Here is a 16,635-nt window from a genome sequence, read left to right on the forward strand (position 1 = left end):
CCGCGCCCGCTTAGCGGGGCTTCTCCATGGTCATGAGCTTGAGGAGCGCTTCGGGGTTCGCTTCCTCGATCGGCAGTTCGCCGGTGATGCGGCCCTCGCTGAGGGCGTAGATGCGGTCGCAGATGCCGATGAGCTCGGGGAGCTCGGAGGAGATGACGATGACGCCCTTCCCCTCGGCGGCGAGGCGGTTGATGATCGTGTAGATCTCGTACTTCGCGCCGACGTCGATCCCACGGGTGGGCTCATCGAGGATGAGGACGTCGGGGTCGGAGTAGATCCACTTCGACAGCACGACCTTCTGCTGGTTGCCGCCCGAGAGCTTGCCGGTCTTCGCGAGCACGTTGGGAGCCTTGATGTTCATGCTCTTGCGGTACTCCTCGGCGACCTTGTACTCCTCGTTGTCGTTCACGAGTCCGCCGCGTTCGAGCTTCTTCAGCGAGGCCATCGAGATGTTGCGCTTGATGTCCTCGATGAGGTTGAGACCGTAGTACTTGCGGTCCTCGGTGGCGTACGCGAGGCCGTTCGCGATGGCCTCCGACACGGTGCGCGTGCGGATCTCGGAGCCGTTCTTGAAGACCTTGCCGCTGATCCGGCTGCCGTACGACTGGCCGAACAGGCTCATCGCGAACTCGGTGCGTCCCGCGCCCATGAGGCCGGCGATGCCGACGATCTCACCGGCGCGCACGTTGAGGTTCACGGCGTCCACCATCACGCGGGTCGGGTCCTGCGGGTGGTGGGCGGTCCAGTCCTCGACGCGCAGGATCTCGGCGCCGATGTTCGGCGTGTGGTCCGGGTAGCGGTGCTCGAGGTCGCGACCGACCATGTCCTTGATGATGCGCTCTTCGGTGACGTCGTTCTTCACGATCGTCTCGATCGTCTTGCCGTCGCGGATGACCGTGACGGTGTCGGCGACCTTCTTGATCTCGTTGAGCTTGTGGCTGATGATGATCGACGTGATGCCCTGCTCCTTGAGGTGCAGGATGAGGTCGAGCAGGTGGTCGGAGTCCTCGTCGTTCAGGGCGGCGGTCGGCTCGTCGAGGATGAGGAGCTTCACGCGCTTCGAGAGGGCCTTCGCGATCTCGACGAGCTGCTGCTTGCCGACACCGATCTCGAGGATCTTCGTCGTCGGGTTCTCCCGCAGACCGACCCGGGCGAGCAGTGCTGCCGCCTCCTGGTTGGTGCGGTTCCAGTCGATGAGGCCGAGCGGCCCCTTCAGCTCGTTGTTGAGGAAGATGTTCTCCGCGATGGAGAGGTAGGGGCTGAGCGCCAGCTCCTGGTGGATGATGACGATGCCCTTGGACTCCGAGTCACGGATGTCCTTGAACTCCATCGTCTCGCCCTCGAACACGATGTCGCCCTCGTAGGTCCCGAACGGGTACACGCCCGACAGCACCTTCATGAGGGTGGACTTGCCGGCACCGTTCTCGCCGCAGATGGCGTGCACGGTACCGCGCTGCACATCGAGGGTGACGTTCGAGAGGGCTTTGACGCCGGGGAAGGTCTTGATGATGTTGCGCATCTCGAGGATGCTCGTCGTCTCGGCTGACACCTGAGTCTCCTTACTGGTGGTCGTCGTTGAGCCTGGCCGGTGACCTCAGGCACGTCGTCCGACTCAGGGACCGGACATGGTCACTGAGGTGGTCGAAGCGTCGAGGTGCTGACCCGGGCCCCGAGACAGGCTCGGAGAGCGGAATCCGCTCCCCGAGCCCGACTGGGGACTTCGGTGGGTGTTAGCCCTTGATCTCGTCTTCGGTCCAGTACCCGGAGTCCACGAGGACCTCCTGGATGTTGTCCTTGACGACGATCTGCGACTCGAGGAGGAAGGACGGGACGACCTTCTTGCCGTTGTCGTAGTCCTCGGTGTTGTTGACCTCGGGCTTCTCACCGTTCAGGACGGCGACGGCCATCTTGACGGCTTCGCTCGCCAGCTGGCGGGTGTCCTTGAAGATGGTCGCGTACTGCTCACCGGACTCGATGGCCTTGACCGAGTCGAGCTCGGCGTCCTGGCCGGAGATGACGGGCCAGCCGTCGCCCACCGAGTAGCCGGCGTCCGTCAGCGCCGAGATGATGCCTCGCGAGATGCCGTCGTAGGGCGACAGGACCGCGTTGACCTTGGAACCGTCGGAGTAGGTCGACGTGAGGATGTTCTCCATACGCTTCTGCGCGGTCTCGCCGTCCCAACGGAGCGTTGCAGCCTGCTCGAAGGAGGTCTGGCCGCTGGCGACCGTGAGGGTGCCCGCGTCGATGAACGGCTTCAGGGTGTCCTGCGCGCCGTCCCAGAAGAACGTGGCGTTGTTGTCGTCGGGCGAGCCGGCGAACATCTCGATGTTGAACGGACCGGCGGGTGCGCCCTCGGTGGGCTTGCCCTCGAGGTCGACGAGGCCGAGGCCGTTGAGGACCGAGTTGGCCTGCTGCACGCCGACCTTGTAGTTGTCGAACGACGCGTAGTAGTCGACGTTCTCGCTGTCGCGGATGAGGCGGTCGTAGGCGATGACGGGGATGTCGCCGTCCTTGGCCTCCTGCAGCACGCTCGTGAGCGTGGTGCCGTCGATCGACGCGATGATCAGGACGGAGGCGCCCTTGGTGATCATGTTCTCGATCTGCGAGACCTGGGTGGGGATGTCGTCCTCGGCGTACTGCAGGTCGACCTTGAAGCCCTCCTTCTCGAGCTGCTCCTTGACGGCGTTGCCGTCCTGGATCCAGCGCTCGGAGCTCTTGGTGGGCATCGCGACGCCGACGAGCTTGCCGTCGCCTTCGCCGCTGCCCGATCCGCCGCTTGCGCCGCCGGAGCAGCCGGCGAGCGACACGACCATCGTGCCTGCGGCCAGCGTGGCGAGGAGCATTCTCTTCTTCACTGTGTGGTTCCTTCCCTAGGGGGTTGCTTGGACGTCGTTGTCATGCGCAGGTCGAACGGCGTCGATGTGTCCAGCTCATCGAGGCCGCTCGTCGGCTACGTGGCGTTCGCGGGTGCGGGTGCGGACGCCTCGTCGTGGTGCCGGCGAGGGTGCAGGGAGAGGTGGCCGGCGGGAAGCCGTGCCGAGAGGGAGTCGTGGTCGGTTCGATCGGTGCCGCGGATCGGGAGGAGGCTCATCGCCCACCTGCTCGCTCCGTTGCGCTTCGTTCCCACGTCGACTTCCTCGTCACTCCGAATGTGACCGTTCACATTGTGTGTCACACGATAGCCCCAGACCTCCACCCGATGTCAAGTCGGGATGTGTCTCATTTTCATAACCGGCGATCGTCGGGGTATGGTCGCGCTCTCAGCGACCTGGTTCCGGGGTGCGTGCGGCGCGTGCGGAGGCCGTGCCGGATGCGGCCGGACACCGGGTACCGGCCGGGCCGATCCCAGTGGTGACGCGGGAGTCGCCTAGAGTTCTGCGTCGATCGCGCGGATGACGTCCCACGCGCCGTCCTCGGAGTTCGACAGCACGACGACGTCGATCGCGTCTGCCGCCGTCGGGCCGAAGTAGGTGCGGACGATGCCGCTGGCACCCGGGTTGACACCGTCGAGGTACATCGAACGCACCTGACCGTCCTCGTCGACGTCGAACTCGAATCCGAAGCCGTAGGAGATCTCCTCGTCGACCTCGATCTGCGGCGAGGTGAACTCCTCGGTGAGCTCGGCCGTGAGGAGCTTCGCGTCACGCGCGGCCCGCAGGAAGGTGATGAGGTCGGCCGCCGTGGACTGTGCGCCGGCGTCGGGGCCCCCGAGCGGCGGGAAGGCGTCGACGTTCGACCGCCAGACACCGTCATCGTCGACGTCGCCACCCTCGGCGAGGCCCGGCTCGCCCGTGCGGCGGTCGACGAACCCGGAGTGGTCCATGCCGAGCAGCGCGAACACCTGCTGCTCGATGAGCTCGCGGTACGGCAGGCCGGTCACGCCTTCGAGGGCGAGCCCGAGCAACACATAGCCGGCGTTGATGTAGTTCGCTTCCTCGCCCGGTGCCGCGAGCGGCGGCTTGTGGGCGAAGAGCGGCAGGAGGTCGGCGGTCTCGCGGATCGACGAGGCCGGGCGCTCGGCCCACAGCTCCTCGTAGCTCTCACCGGCCGTCTCGTCGGCGTCGTCGGCGATGCCGGAGGTGTGGGTCAGCAGGTGGATCAGCTGCACGTCGCGACGGATGGTGGTGCCGTCGAGGTCGACGTACTCGTGGATCGACTCGTCGAGGTCGATGTGGCCCGCGTCGACCTGCTGCAGCACGGCCGCGGCGGTGAACAGCTTCGTGATCGACGCCGTGTCGAAGCGGGTGTCGAGGGTGATGGCCTCGTCGCGCTCCCGGGAGGCGAGCCCTCGTGCGACCTCGAAGAGCGTCTCGTCTCCGCGCTTGACGAGCACGACGCCCGAGAAGTCGGTGGCTTCGATGACGCGGGCGACGCTTGCGGTGTCCATCCTCCAACGGTACCGTCGCCAGCTGCTCGACGGCTGCACGGAGGCCGACGGAGCCGATCCTTCGGCGGCCTGAGGCGTGTGCATAATGGGTGCAGCACGAAATGTGACCGTGCACATCGAGGTCCGAGGAATCCGTGAGCGACGACGCCGAACGGGGGCGAGCCCCCAATATCCGCGATGTCGCGCGCCTGGCCGGGGTCTCCCACCAGACCGTGTCCCGGGTCCTCAACAACCACCCGAGCATCCGCGACTCCACGCGCGATCGTGTGCTCGCCGTCATGGACGAGGTCAACTACCGCCCCAACCGGGCGGCCAGAGCCCTCGTGACGAGTCGGTCCCGGACGATCGGCGTCCTCGCGAGCCAGCGCTCCCAGTACGGTCCGGCGAGCATGATCCAGGCCATCGAGAACGCGAGCAAGGACGCCGGGTACCTCGTCAGCACGTCCAACCTGCCCGACACGAGCGAGGCGTCGATCGTCGCGGCCGTTGAGCACCTCCTCGCACAGTCGGTCGACGGCATCGTGGTCATCGCCCCGCAGGTCCGGGTGTTCCGCGCCATCGAGGAACTGCAGGTGCGGGTGCCGTTCGTGGCCGTGCAGTCCGGCGGTGACCTCGACGACCACTCGATCGGGGTCGACCAGGTCGCCGGTGGGCGCTTGGCGACGCGTCACCTCATCGAGCTCGGGCATCGGAACATCTACCACCTCGCCGGTCCGCAGGACTGGATCGAGGCCGAGGCACGGATGCGCGGGTTCCTCGCGGAGATGAGCGCGCAGGACGTGCCGACGACGGCGCCGATCCTCGGCGACTGGACGGCGGACTTCGGGTATCGCGCCGGCATCGAACTCATGCGGGTGCGCGACTTCACGGCGATCTTCTCCTCGAACGACCAGATGGCCCTCGGGCTGATCCACGCGATCCGGGACGAGGGGTACGACGTACCGCGGGACGTGTCGATCGTGGGCTTCGACGACATCCCGGAGGCGTCGCACTTCTGGCCGCCGCTCACGACGGTGCGCCAGGACTTCGACGAGCTGGGGCGGCGCTGCGTCGCACACCTGCTCGGCAACCTTGAGGTCGACGCCGTCGGCTATCGCGGCACGATCGAGCCTGAGCTCATCGTGCGGAAGTCCGCGGGTCCTCCGGCCTTCTGATCCCGTAGTGGCGGTGGTGCCTGGAGCCAGCGCGGTGCGCTGACGCGAGCGCGGGTCGGACGCGTGAGCGCACCCCTCCGGAGACCCGCGCTCACGTCCGCGCCCCGCGTCCATGCCGATTCGGGAACATACGCGTCAGCGCACCGCGCCGGCACCGAGTGACGACGTCTCACGCCAGCGCACCGCGCTGACGCGAGCGCGGGTCACACGCGTGGGCGCTCCCCTCTGGAGACCCGCGCTCGCGTGCCAGACCCGCACTCACGCCGATCGGGTCACGTTCGCGTCAGCGCGGTGCGCTGACGACCAGACCGACAGCACCCGGGGACGGTCAGCGGGCGGCACAGATCACCAGACGGCGGGGTCCGCGATGAGACGGTCGAAAGCGAGTTCCGCCGCACCGATGAGGAGGAGGTCCTGACCGAGTTCCGCCCGCACGATGGCGACGTCCTCGAAGGGCGGGACCAGCGCCCGCTCACGGACCGCGTCGTGCAGCTCCTCCGACGCCAGTTCGAGCACGATCCCGAGATGCCCGCCGAGCACGACGAGCTCGGGGTCGAGGATGTTCACCGTCCCCGCGAGCGCCCGTCCGAGCGTCCTGGCCTGCCGCACGACCTCCTCGTGCATCTGCCCGGACGGATCCGACGCGATGCCGGCGGCGAGTGCCGCTTCGAGGACCGCGTCGTCGCCCGCGACGAGCCCGGCGACGCGGAGCAACTCGCTGCGTCGGACGGCGTCTTCGAGCGCGTTGCCCGCGGCCGTCGCCGAGGTGTGCCCGAACTCCCCCGCGTAGCCACGAGCGCCACCGACGGGGCGCCCTCCGGCGATGATGCCGCCGCCGATGCCGCTCGCACCGCCGTTCAGGTAGACGAGGTCGTCGATGCCCCGGCCGGCGCCGAAGGTCCGCTCCGCGCGGGCGCCGAGACTCGCGTCGTTCGCGGCGAACACCGCCCGCCCGGTCGCGGCACGCAGCCGTTCGACGAGGGGTTCGTCGACCCAGCCGAGGTGCGGTGCGAGTCGGACGACCCCGTCGGCGTCGCGCACGAGTCCGGGGACCGCGAGCCCGATCCCGCCGCCGCCCTGCGCGTCGTCGGGCAGGCGTGCGGCCAGCTCGGCGACCAGCTCCGCGATGATCGCCGTCGCCTCGCCTGCCGTCGGGCTCGTGTCGACGTCGCGACGCACGCGCTCGACGACCTCGCCTCCGAGCCGGACGGCCGCGACGGTGATCGCGTCGAGTTCCGGGTTCGCCGCGAAGGCGACGGCTCGGGGACCGGCCGAGACGAGCGGCGACGGGCGACCGACGCCCTGCCCGCCGACCGGTACCGACTCCGTGACGACGCCCGACACTGCGAGTTCCGCGACGAGCGCCGCGACCGTCGAGCGGTTGAGCCCGGTCGCCCGCGTGAGTGCGGACCGCGACTGCACCCCGCCCTGGTGGACGAGTTCGACGATCCGTCCGAGGTTGCGACGGCGCACCGAGTCGAGTCCGCTCCCCGCGCCGGACCCACCCGTCGGAGTCGCCCCGGCCGTCGTCGCCTCACCCACACGCCCACCTCTGCTCGATCCCTCCAGTGTCCCCTACCGGCGCGTCCGCCGGCACCTGCGCGCGCGAACGCCCGGCACGGATGGTTGACTGGACGGATGCCCACCGCCTGGACGCTCCGATCAGCCACCCTCGACGATGCGGCGTGGATGGCCGAGCTGCGCGCCGTCGTGATGCGGCCCGACCTCGAGCGCCTCGGCCGCTACGACGAGACCCGCGTGCGTCGACGGTTCCTCGACGCGTACCGGCCGGAGCACACTTCGGTGATCGTCGTCGACGGCGTCGCGGCCGGGTTGTTCGCGGTCCGCGTGGAGCCCGAGGAACGGTGGCTGGAACACTTCTACCTGGCCCCCGAGCACCAGGGAGCCGGCCTCGGTACCGCGGTCCTCACGCAGGTGCTGCGCGACGGCGACCCTCGCCCGTTCCGCCTGAACGTGCTCCATGGCAGCCCGGCCCGTCGCCTCTACGAACGCCACGGCTTCACCCTCGAACGCGAGGACGACGTCGACGTGTGGATGGTCCGCCGGGGCTGACCACCGCGCGGCGCGGCAGCAGGAGATCGGCACCACAGCAGGACGTCACGGCGCTGAGGGTTCCGCCGCCACGCGGATCTCCCGCTGCCGCGCGACCGCGGAGCAGCTCAGGCGGGTTGGCGGACCGTCGTGACGATGTCGACGAGATGTGGGTCGGCGGGGGCCGAACCGAAACCGAACCGCACGGGCGGGGCGAGCGGCGCGAGGGTTCCGAGGTCTGAGCCCGACCAGCTCGCCGTCGCCGCGGTGATGCGGCGAGCGCCGGTCACCCCGTAGTACTCACGTCGTCCGTTGCCGGCAGAGCCAGCCGTGCGTGCGCCGGGTTGCAGCACCCGGGCGACAGGGTCGATCGTCTGCAGCCAGAGCGGGTTGACCGCGAGCGGCTTGGGGACCGCGCGGAGTGCCCGCCCGAGGGGAGAACTGCCGCCGATCCGCAGGGTCGTGTCGAGTGGGCCACCCACGAACCGGAGGCCGGTGGGGAGGCGCGTCCACCCGACCGTGCCGATCTCGATGTCGTCGAAGGTGTAGGTGGTGGCGATGAAGTCGGCGATCTCCTGCGTGGGTGCGAGGAGGAGCCGCTTGCCTCGGGAGTCCTCGATCATCGCGTCGGCGAAGGAGCCGAAAGGTGACGTCGACCAGAGCCCGAGGACGATGCGGACGCCGCCCGTGGTGCCGTAGCCGGCGATCCTCCCGGAGAAGCGCAGGTCGGTTGCGGGCATGCGGACCACTGTAGTCCGCCCGTCTGGGTACGGGCTCGGTTCGGCGCCTGAGCCGGTCGACGGGTGGCGGACCGAGCCCGGCACGGTGGTCGGTGTGGGTCCCTGAGCCGGTCGACGGGCGCAGGAGCACCACCCGGTTGACGCGGCCGGGACGATCCGCTTGCGTTGAGGCATGCCGACCTCGCTCCTGCTCATCTCCGACACCCACCTGCCGAAGCGCGCGAAGGCCCTGCCCGACGCCGTGTGGGCCGCGGTCGACGCGGCCGATCTCGTCGTCCACGCGGGCGACTGGGTCGACGAGGCGACGCTCGACGCCCTCGAGGAGCGCGCCACCCGCCTCGTCGGCGTCTTCGGCAACAACGATGGGCCGGAGCTGCGCGCTCGCCTCCCCGAGGTCGCACGGTTCGAGGTCGACGGGGTCCGCTTCGCCGTCGTCCACGAGACCGGTGCAGCCACCGGACGCGAACGGCGCGCCGACGAGGCCTACCCCGACACCGACGTGCTCGTCTTCGGGCACAGCCACATCCCCTGGGACACCGTCTCCCCCGCCGGGCTCCGGCTGCTCAACCCCGGCTCGCCGACGGACCGCCGTCGTCAGCCGCAGTGCACGATGATGACCGCGCGGGTGGCGGACGGTGCGCTCGCGGACGTCATGGTCGTGCCCGTGGCCCGCTGAGGCGGGATCAGCCGCAGTACTCGCTGTCGATCTTCGCTTCGTCACGCACGACGATCGCGTCCACGACGTCGTCCATCACGGAGAAGTTGATCCAGTGCCCGGCGTCGTCGGTGACGGCGGAGAAGACGGCGTACTTGCCCTGCTGCTCGGTGAGCGTCGGGTAGGCGGCCCGGAGCTCCTCGAGGGTCGAGCCGACGCCGACACCCGCATCCGTCTCCGGCGACGACGCGGCGACGGCGGCCGGTCCGCTCCACGCCTGCAGCACGATCTGGCCGACCACGCCCGTGTCCTGCGGATCGGGCAGCCACACCGACGGCAGGCCTTCGGCGGCGTAGGCGGTGACCCACGGGCAGGCCTCCTGGGTCGCCACGGTGAACGCGGTCATGAGCGACGCCGTCCCGAGGATCGGGGCGCCGAGCTCGACCGGTCCGACGCCGGTGAAGTCGACGGTCCAGGACGACGGGTCCGCGAGATCGGGGCCCGTGCGCGTCGGTGTGGGTGTGGCGGTCGGCGTGACCGTCACGGTCTCGGTCGGCCCTGTCGTCGAGGCTCCGGCACCGCTCGAGCAGCCGGCCAGGGCCAGGGCTGCAGCGATCGCCAGGACGGTGACGACCGGTCGTCGGCGTGCTCGCGTGAACGACATCATTCCCCCGAATATGTGCTCGGATCAGCGCATCCTCGCACAAGCCCCGGTCCCCGAGCCGCCCTTCGACAGGCTCAGGGACCGAGGTGATGGGTTCCTGGGACCGCCCTTCGACAAGCTCAGGGACCGGAGTGACGGGTTCCTGGGACCGCCCTTCGACAGGCTCAGGGACCGAGGTGACGGGCTCCTGGGACCGCCCTTCGACAGGCTCAGGGACCGAGGTGACGGGCTCCTGGGACCGCCCTTCGACAAGCTCAGGGACCGGAGTGACGGGTTCCCGGGATCGCCCTTCGACAAGCTCAGGGACCGGAGTGACGGGTTCCCGGGACCGCCCTTCGACAGGCTCAGGGACCGAGGTGGTGGGTTCCCGGGACCGCCCTTCGACAAGCGCAGGGACCGGAGTGACGGGTTCCCGGGACCGCCCTTCGACAGGCTCAGGGACCGGAGTGACGGGTTCCCGGGACCGCCCTTCGACAGGCTCAGGGACCGAGGTGGTGGGTTCCCGGGACCGCCCTTCGACAAGCGCAGGGACCGGAGTGACGGGTTCCCGGGACCGCCCTTCGACAGGCTCAGGGACCGGAGTGGTGGACTCAGGGACCGGGGTGGTGGACTCAGGGACCAGGCGTCAGCCGACGGCGACCGTCTGCTGCACGGGTGCCGGGCGCTCCACGGTGCTCGTCAGCTCCACGACCCGGTGCTCACGACCGGCGACGATGATCGCCTCCATGATCTCCAGCACGTGGAACGCGAGCTCCCCCGAGGCGCGATGCGGCCGGTCCTGCTCGATCGCCTCGGCGAGGTCCGACAGCCCGACCCCACGTCCGGCGTCGACGAAGCCGGCGCTGTCGGGCACGGCACGCCAGGTGCGGTCGTCCGCAGTCGAGATCTCCACGGGATCGGAGAACCGGTTCGGGTCGGGCACCGCGACGGTCCCCGCGGTGCCGTACACCTCGAACAGCGGCACCCGGCTGGCCCACACCTCGAAGGACACGGTCACCGTCGAGACGACGCCGTTCGCGTGCTCGAGGATCGCCGTCACGTGGGTGTCGACCTCCTCATGCACCGGGATCGGCGTGCCGGCGAGCGCACCCGTCGCCACCGTCCGCTCCCGGTCCGACCGCGCGACCGCGCCCGACACCCGCACGACGGGACCGAAGAACGACACGAGGCTCGTCAGGTAGTACGGCCCCATGTCGAGCAGCGGCCCGCCGCCCGGCTGGTAGTAGAACGCGGGCGCCGGGTGCCACAGCTCGTGACCCGGCGCACTCCACGCCACCGCCGCCGCGATCGGCCGACCGATGGCGCCGGCGTCGAGCATGGCGAGCGCCGTCTGGACACCGGACCCGAGGACGGTGTCGGGCGCACTGCCGACCCGCAGCCCCTTCGCCTGCGCGAGCTCGAGCACCGGTCGTGCCTCGGCGGTGGAGAGTGCGAGCGGCTTCTCGCCGTAGACGTGCTTCCCCGCCTCCAGCGCTCGGCGGGCGACCTCCGCGTGGGCTGCCGGGATGGTGAGGTTCAGGACGACGTCGACCTCAGGGTCGGCGAGCAACTCGTCGACGCTCGACGACCGGATCCCCTGTTCGGCAGCGACCTCGGCGGCCCGTGCGAGGTCGAGGTCGGCGACGACGACGAGCCGGAGGTTCGGCAACTTGGGGAACTCGGCGAAGTACTGGCGCGAGATGTTGCCGACCCCGATGACGCCGACCCGGAGGACCGATCCCCCGGTGGTCACGGACGTGTCGTTCAGCGCGCTGCCCACAGCAGTCCCCGTTCGATGATGGTGCGGACGTTCGGATCTTCGACGATCTCGATGCGGTGGCCGGGCGCGGACACGAAGATCCGGCCCTTCCCCCACTGGCGCGTCCAGATCGCGGGAGCCGTGACGGGACGGTTCCACGCGTCCCACGGCCGTACCTCTTGCGTCGTCGTCGCGAGGACGTCGTTGTACTCGTCGCTGAGCACCCAGTACTGCTCGGTGACGAGGTCGAAGTCCTCGATTCCCTCGGTGATCGGGTGCTGCCTGCCGTACTCGGTGATGTGCACGGTGTACGGGATGTAGTTGTCGGACTGCTCGCCCGTGCGCTCCGCCGGATCCTTCCCGGCGTGGTGCGCGAACTGCCCGCCGATCATGTGGAGGTAGTCGGCGTTGTTCCGGTACGAGTCCGCGATCCCGCCGTGCCAGCCGGCCATCCCCGTGCCGTTCAGGACGGCGCGCTGGAGGCCGGCGAACTCCTCGGGCTCGATGGTGTTCATGGTGTTGATCTGGACGATGAGGTCGACGGTGTCGAGGTAGTCCGCATCGGTGTAGACGGCGGTCCCGTCCTCGACGCGCACGGTGAACCCGTTCGCCTCCAGGAAGGGGATGAAGGCCGCGGTGGTCTCGACGGGCATGTGCCCGTCCCAACCGCCTCGGACCACGAGCGCCTGCTTGTCAGTCATGTATTCCTCTCGGGGGATATGTCGGATTCGGTGTCGGTCGACCGGGCGTCACTTGCTGAAGCCGGCGGTCATGCCGCTGATCAGCTGCCGTCTGCCGAACAGGTACAGGATGAAGATGGGGAGCGTCGACAGCACCACGGCGGCGAGCACCGCCGGGACGTTCACGCTGAACGAGCCCTGGAACGTCCACAGCGACAGCGGCAGCACCCGATTGCTCGGCGACTGCGTCAGCACGAGCGGGAACAGGAAGCCGTTCCACACGTTGAGCGCGTTGTAGAGCGCCACGGTGACGATCGCGGGGCGGGCCAGCGGGAGCACGAGTGACACGAGGGTGCGCCAGCTCGACGCACCGTCCACCGTCATCGACTCGAACAGTTCTTTCGGGATGTCCCGGATGAAGTTCGAGAGGATGAGGACGGTCACCGGCACCGCGAACCCGATGGAGGGCAGGATGAGCGCCAGGAGGGTGTCGTAGAGTCCCGCCTTACTGAGCATGTAGAACAACGGGATGATCGTCGCCTGCAACGGGATCGCGAGCCCCAGCAGGAAGAACGAGAACGCTCCCCGCGTGAACCGCGAGTTGGTGCGCACGATCGCGTACGAGGCCATGAGGCAGACGAACACGGTGACCGCGACACTCGCGACGGTGATGATGACACTGTTCCCGAGGTACAGGAAGAAGTCGCTCTGCAGGACGAGGGCGTAGCCGTCGAGGGTCGGATCGGTCGGTGGGATGAGCTGATTGCTCGAGAAGAACCCGGCCTGCGGACGCACACTCGTGATGACGATGTAGTAGATCGGCAGCACGATGATGAGCAGCCAGATCCAGGCACCGATGCCGCCGAGGATGTTCGGTTTCCGTCGGGCGCCGCGAGGACGCCGTCCCCTGGTCTCGTGCTCGGCCGGACGGCCGCGTCGTGAACCGGCGGTGGAGACGCTGACGGTGTCGAGGCTCCCCGTCGGCAGGGCGCCGGGCTTCGTGAGTGGGTTGGTGGCTGACATCAGAGGCCCTCCTGCTGACTGTCCATCTTGGCGAAACCGCTCAGCTTGGTGAGGAGCAGCGCGATGGCGAGACCGATGACGGCCAGGATGATCGCCATGACACTCGCCTGCCCGAACTGGCTCGCGGAGAAGCCCGTCACGTACATGAGGATCGGGAGGATGCGGGTGCCGGCGCTCGGGACCCCGCCCGTGAGCACGAAGATCACGTCGAAGTAGGTGAGCGAACCGATAATCATGAGCGTCGACGACGTCACGAGCGTGTACCGCAGCTGCGGGAGCGTGATGTGGAAGAACTGCTTGATCGTGCCGGCCCCGTCGATCTCCGCCGCCTCGTAGAGCGACGCGGGGATCTGCCGGACACCGCCCTGGAAGAGGAGCGTGTGGAACGGCACGAACTGCCACGCGATGATGAAGATCACCACGAAGAGCACGAGCTGCTGGTTGCCGAGCCAGTCCTGCTTGAGGAACGGGATGCCGAGCGACGCCGACAGGCCGAAGTTCGGGTCGAGGATCGCCTTGAACGCGATGGCGGTCGCGGCGGAGGACAGCAGGAGCGGCAGGAAGAAGATCGCGCCGAGCACCGCCCGGTTGCGCTGCTTCCCCGCCGTCCACGTGCCGAGCAGCAGGCTGATGGGCGTCTGGACGACCCAGGAGATCACGATGACCTTGAGCGTCAGGACGAGCGCGTCGACCGCGACCGGGTCGACGAGGACGGAGGCCCAGTTGTCGAGACCGACCCACGCGGGATCCGTGATGGCGTCCCAGCGGGTGAAGCTCAGGTACAGGGCGACGATGAGCGGGATGATCGCGAAGACGAGGAAGAAGCCCAGCGCCGGCGCGACCATCCAGCCACTGGGGCCGGTGCGGCGGCGCATCGCTGCCGCCCCGGCCCCTCCGGCCCCGTGCAGTTGACGGGTTGCAGTCATCGGAGGATCACTGCCCGATCGTCTTGTTCATGTTGTCGGAGAACTCCTGGGGGGTGATCTGCAGGTTGAACAGCTGGTCGAGGTTCGTCAGCAGCGCGGTCGCCTGTGCGGGCGGGAGGGCCTGGTCCCACGACATCTGGAAGTTCTTGGCGTTCTTCGTGAGGTCGTACACGGTCGTGCCGAAGTCGCCGCCGGCGTCCGCGATCTCCGCGTCGATGTCCGTGATCGGCGGCACCTGACCGGCCTTCACCATGCGGTCGATGTAGCCCTTGTCGAACACGCCGTCGGTGAGGTACTTGAGCGCGCTGGCCTTCTGCTCCTTCGTCGCCGACGCGGAGATGGAGAAGTAGCCGGACGGGTTGCCGACGATGTTCGACGGGTCGCCCTTGCCACCGGTCACGGCGGGGAAGGTCGTGTAGCCGAGCCCCTTCTCGGCGAACTCCGCGGCCTGCTGCTTGAAGGTCGTCATGACCCAGGCGCCCTGCAGCATCATGGCCGCCTTGCCCGTGTAGAGGAGCGCGACGTCGGCGTTGCTGTCGGCGGTGACCGAGGCGTAGCCGTCGACGAACGCGCCGGCCTTCACGAGCTCCTGGATCTTCTCGTTCGCCTCGATGATGCCGGGATCGCTCCAGGCGTCGGCCTCTCCGGCCATGATCTTGTTGAACGCCTCGGGGCCCGCGACGCGGTCGACGAGGTACTCCTCCCACATGAGCGACGGCCACTTGGAGGCACCGGCGAGGGAGAACGGCGCGACACCGGCCGCCTTGAGCTTCGGGATCGCGTCGACGATCTCGTCGAAGGTGGTCGGGACCTCGACGCCGGCCGACTTCAGCACGTCCTTGTTGTAATAGAACATGATCGGCGTGGTCGCGTTCATGGGCACCGCGTAGACCTTGTCGTCGATGACGCCCTGGTTCCAGACGGACTCCAGGAACTTGCCCTTCGCATCCGCGGTCTCCGAGGTGATGTCGGCGACCTTGCCGGCGTCCACGTAGGAGTTCAGGGTGCCGCCCGCCCAGCTGTAGATGATGGTCGGGGCGCTCCCGGCACCGACCGCGGTACGGATCTTGGTCTTGTAGGCGTCGTTCTGGAAGTAGGTCGCCGCGACCTGGCCGTCGGCGTTGGCGGCGTTCCACTCCTTGAGCGACGGGCCGAGGACGGTGTCCTCGTCGGTGCCGGTGAGGCCCCAGAGCGTGGCACTGCCGCTCGGCGCGCCACCGCCGCTCGAGCAGGCGGTCGCGCCGAGCATGAGGGCCGAGACGCCGAGGGCGACTGCGGCCATCCGGGTCCGACGGCGGGGTGAAGTACGAAGCGTCATTGCGTTCTCTCCTTGGTGGGTGCTGCTGCTGGTGGTGCGATGGGGTCGGATCAGTTCGTGGGCGTCCAGGCGCTGCCGTTCCCGGCACTGCGCTCGACGGCGCGGAGGACGCGCTGGACCTGCAGGCCCTCGGCGAAGGACGGTTCGGGGTCGGTGCCGGCGGTGATGGCCTGGACGAGGTCGCGCACCTGGTGCGAGAAGGGGTGCTCGTAGCCGATGCCGTGACCGGTCGGCCACCACGCGGCCATGTACGGATGCTCCGGCTCCGTGACGACGATGCGGGTGAAGCCCTGCTTCCCGGCGGGGGCGGTCGCGTCGTACACCTCGAGTTCGTTCATCCGCTCGAGGTCGAACGCGATGGCGCCACGGGAGCCGCTCAGCTCGATGCGGAGCGCGTTCTTGCGGCCGGTCGCGTACCGGGTCGCCTCGAACGCCCCGATGGCGCCGTCCGCGAGGCCGCCGACGAGCTTCGCCGTGAACCAGGCGGCGTCGTCGACCGTCACCGCGCCGCGCTCGTCGGAGGCGGTCCCGCTGAGGCCCACCGTCTCACCGAGGAGGGGCCGTTCCGTCACGAAGGTGGCGAGCGTCCCGCTGACCGTGTCGAGCTGCGCACCGGTCAGGTGCTGCACGAGGTCGATGGCGTGGGCGCCGATGTCGCCGAGGGAACCGGAACCGGCCTGGTCCTTGTCGAGGCGCCAGGTCATCGGGCCCTCCGCGTCGGTCAACCAGTCCTGGAGGTACAGGGCACGGATCTGGCGGACGTCGCCGAGTGCGCCCTCGGCGATGAGCTGCCGGGCGTAGCCGATGGCGGGCACACGACGGTAGCTGAAGCCGACCATGGAGCGGACGCCGCGGGCCTTGGCGGCCTCGGCGGCTGCGACCATGAGCTCGGCCTCCTCGACGCTGTTGGCCAGGGGCTTCTCGCAGAGCACGTGCTTCCCGGCTTCGAGGGCGGCGATGGCGATCTCGACGTGCGAGGATCCCGGGGTGCAGACGTCGACGATGTCGATGGACGGGTCCTCGACGACGCTGCGCCAATCGGTCGAGGCCGACTGCCAGCCGAACTTCACCCTGGCCGCCTCCAGCGCCTCCGGGTTGCGGCCGACGATCGTGGCCATGACGGGCTCGGCGTCGAGGTCGAAGAAGCGTGGTGCGGTTCGCCAGGCCTGCGAGTGCGCGGCCCCCATGAAGCCGTAGCCGATCATCGCGACCCGGAGTTCCGGCTGTCCGCTTCCGCCCATGTGTGACGCTCCCGAGCTGTTCGCGCAGCCGCGGCCCCGGTGTTCCGGATCGCGTCG

The 16,635-nt window shown here is 68.9% G+C and carries 16 protein-coding genes; 3 read left to right on the forward strand and 13 right to left on the reverse strand.

The window, feature by feature from the left end; all coding sequences use genetic code 11:
• Positions 1-10: 10 nt before the first annotated feature.
• The 4 genes from mmsA to ITJ57_RS15780 all read right to left on the reverse strand — a co-directional run bounded on the left by mmsA (position 11) and on the right by ITJ57_RS15780 (position 4,387).
• On the reverse strand, positions 11-1,519 hold the full coding sequence (mmsA, locus tag ITJ57_RS15765) for a multiple monosaccharide ABC transporter ATP-binding protein (RefSeq protein WP_056014741.1): 1,509 nt from the start codon (positions 1,517-1,519) through the stop codon (positions 11-13).
• Between the two features lie 211 nt (positions 1,520-1,730).
• Entirely contained in the window at positions 1,731-2,843 is a 1,113-nt protein-coding gene (gene chvE, locus ITJ57_RS15770) for a multiple monosaccharide ABC transporter substrate-binding protein (RefSeq protein WP_194671494.1), read from the reverse strand.
• A 107-nt stretch (positions 2,844-2,950) separates the two neighbouring features.
• Positions 2,951-3,091 (reverse strand): hypothetical protein, encoded by a 141-nt coding sequence (locus tag ITJ57_RS15775; RefSeq protein ID WP_194670993.1) that lies wholly within the window; start codon positions 3,089-3,091, stop codon positions 2,951-2,953.
• A 276-nt stretch (positions 3,092-3,367) separates the two neighbouring features.
• Positions 3,368-4,387 carry a serine hydrolase gene (locus tag ITJ57_RS15780; RefSeq protein WP_194670994.1) on the reverse strand — a complete coding sequence of 340 codons (1,020 nt, stop codon included), beginning with the start codon at positions 4,385-4,387 and terminating at the stop codon, positions 3,368-3,370.
• A gap of 134 nt (positions 4,388-4,521) precedes the next feature.
• Between ITJ57_RS15780 and ITJ57_RS15785 the strand changes: the two genes are divergently transcribed.
• A complete protein-coding gene (locus ITJ57_RS15785) occupies positions 4,522-5,541 on the forward strand; it encodes a LacI family DNA-binding transcriptional regulator (protein ID WP_194670995.1) in 1,020 nt (339 codons plus the stop codon).
• A gap of 345 nt (positions 5,542-5,886) precedes the next feature.
• Here ITJ57_RS15785 and ITJ57_RS15790 read toward each other — a convergent pair whose 3' ends face one another.
• Entirely contained in the window at positions 5,887-7,083 is a 1,197-nt protein-coding gene (locus tag ITJ57_RS15790) for an ROK family protein (RefSeq protein ID WP_194670996.1), read from the reverse strand.
• Positions 7,084-7,179: 96 nt separating this feature from the next.
• Here ITJ57_RS15790 and ITJ57_RS15795 point away from each other — a divergent pair, with 96 nt between their 5' ends.
• On the forward strand, positions 7,180-7,614 hold the full coding sequence (locus tag ITJ57_RS15795; RefSeq protein ID WP_194670997.1) for a GNAT family N-acetyltransferase: 435 nt from the start codon (positions 7,180-7,182) through the stop codon (positions 7,612-7,614).
• A gap of 107 nt (positions 7,615-7,721) precedes the next feature.
• On the opposite strand, the gene ITJ57_RS15800 is transcribed toward ITJ57_RS15795, so the two are convergent.
• Complete coding sequence (locus tag ITJ57_RS15800) at positions 7,722-8,333, reverse strand: hypothetical protein (RefSeq protein ID WP_194670998.1); 612 nt, start codon at positions 8,331-8,333, stop codon at positions 7,722-7,724.
• Positions 8,334-8,505: 172 nt separating this feature from the next.
• Between ITJ57_RS15800 and ITJ57_RS15805 the strand changes: the two genes are divergently transcribed.
• Complete coding sequence (locus tag ITJ57_RS15805; RefSeq protein ID WP_194670999.1) at positions 8,506-9,009, forward strand: metallophosphoesterase; 504 nt, start codon at positions 8,506-8,508, stop codon at positions 9,007-9,009.
• 7 nt (positions 9,010-9,016) lie between these two features.
• Here the strand turns inward: ITJ57_RS15805 and ITJ57_RS15810 are convergent, their stop codons facing one another.
• From ITJ57_RS15810 to ITJ57_RS15840, 7 genes are all read right to left on the reverse strand, one after another.
• Positions 9,017-9,655: a hypothetical protein gene (locus tag ITJ57_RS15810; RefSeq protein ID WP_194671000.1), complete on the reverse strand. Its 639-nt coding sequence runs from the start codon at positions 9,653-9,655 to the stop codon at positions 9,017-9,019.
• A gap of 622 nt (positions 9,656-10,277) precedes the next feature.
• Positions 10,278-11,384 (reverse strand): Gfo/Idh/MocA family protein, encoded by a 1,107-nt coding sequence (locus tag ITJ57_RS15815; RefSeq protein WP_194671001.1) that lies wholly within the window; start codon positions 11,382-11,384, stop codon positions 10,278-10,280.
• Between the two features lie 11 nt (positions 11,385-11,395).
• Positions 11,396-12,091 (reverse strand): ThuA domain-containing protein, encoded by a 696-nt coding sequence (locus tag ITJ57_RS15820; RefSeq protein ID WP_194671002.1) that lies wholly within the window; start codon positions 12,089-12,091, stop codon positions 11,396-11,398.
• 48 nt (positions 12,092-12,139) lie between these two features.
• Entirely contained in the window at positions 12,140-13,093 is a 954-nt protein-coding gene (locus ITJ57_RS15825; RefSeq protein ID WP_082498793.1) for a carbohydrate ABC transporter permease, read from the reverse strand.
• Positions 13,093-14,019, reverse strand: coding sequence for a carbohydrate ABC transporter permease (locus ITJ57_RS15830; protein WP_370582454.1), 927 nt, complete (start codon positions 14,017-14,019; stop codon positions 13,093-13,095). The genes ITJ57_RS15825 and ITJ57_RS15830 overlap by 1 nt, the downstream gene beginning before the upstream one ends.
• 7 nt (positions 14,020-14,026) lie before the next feature.
• Complete coding sequence (locus tag ITJ57_RS15835; RefSeq protein WP_194671003.1) at positions 14,027-15,337, reverse strand: extracellular solute-binding protein; 1,311 nt, start codon at positions 15,335-15,337, stop codon at positions 14,027-14,029.
• Between the two features lie 50 nt (positions 15,338-15,387).
• A complete protein-coding gene (locus ITJ57_RS15840) occupies positions 15,388-16,578 on the reverse strand; it encodes a Gfo/Idh/MocA family protein (RefSeq protein ID WP_228507289.1) in 1,191 nt (396 codons plus the stop codon).
• Positions 16,579-16,635 lie beyond the last annotated feature (57 nt).

Source organism: Plantibacter sp. VKM Ac-2880, from assembly GCF_015351235.1.
GTDB lineage: Bacteria > Actinomycetota > Actinomycetes > Actinomycetales > Microbacteriaceae > Plantibacter.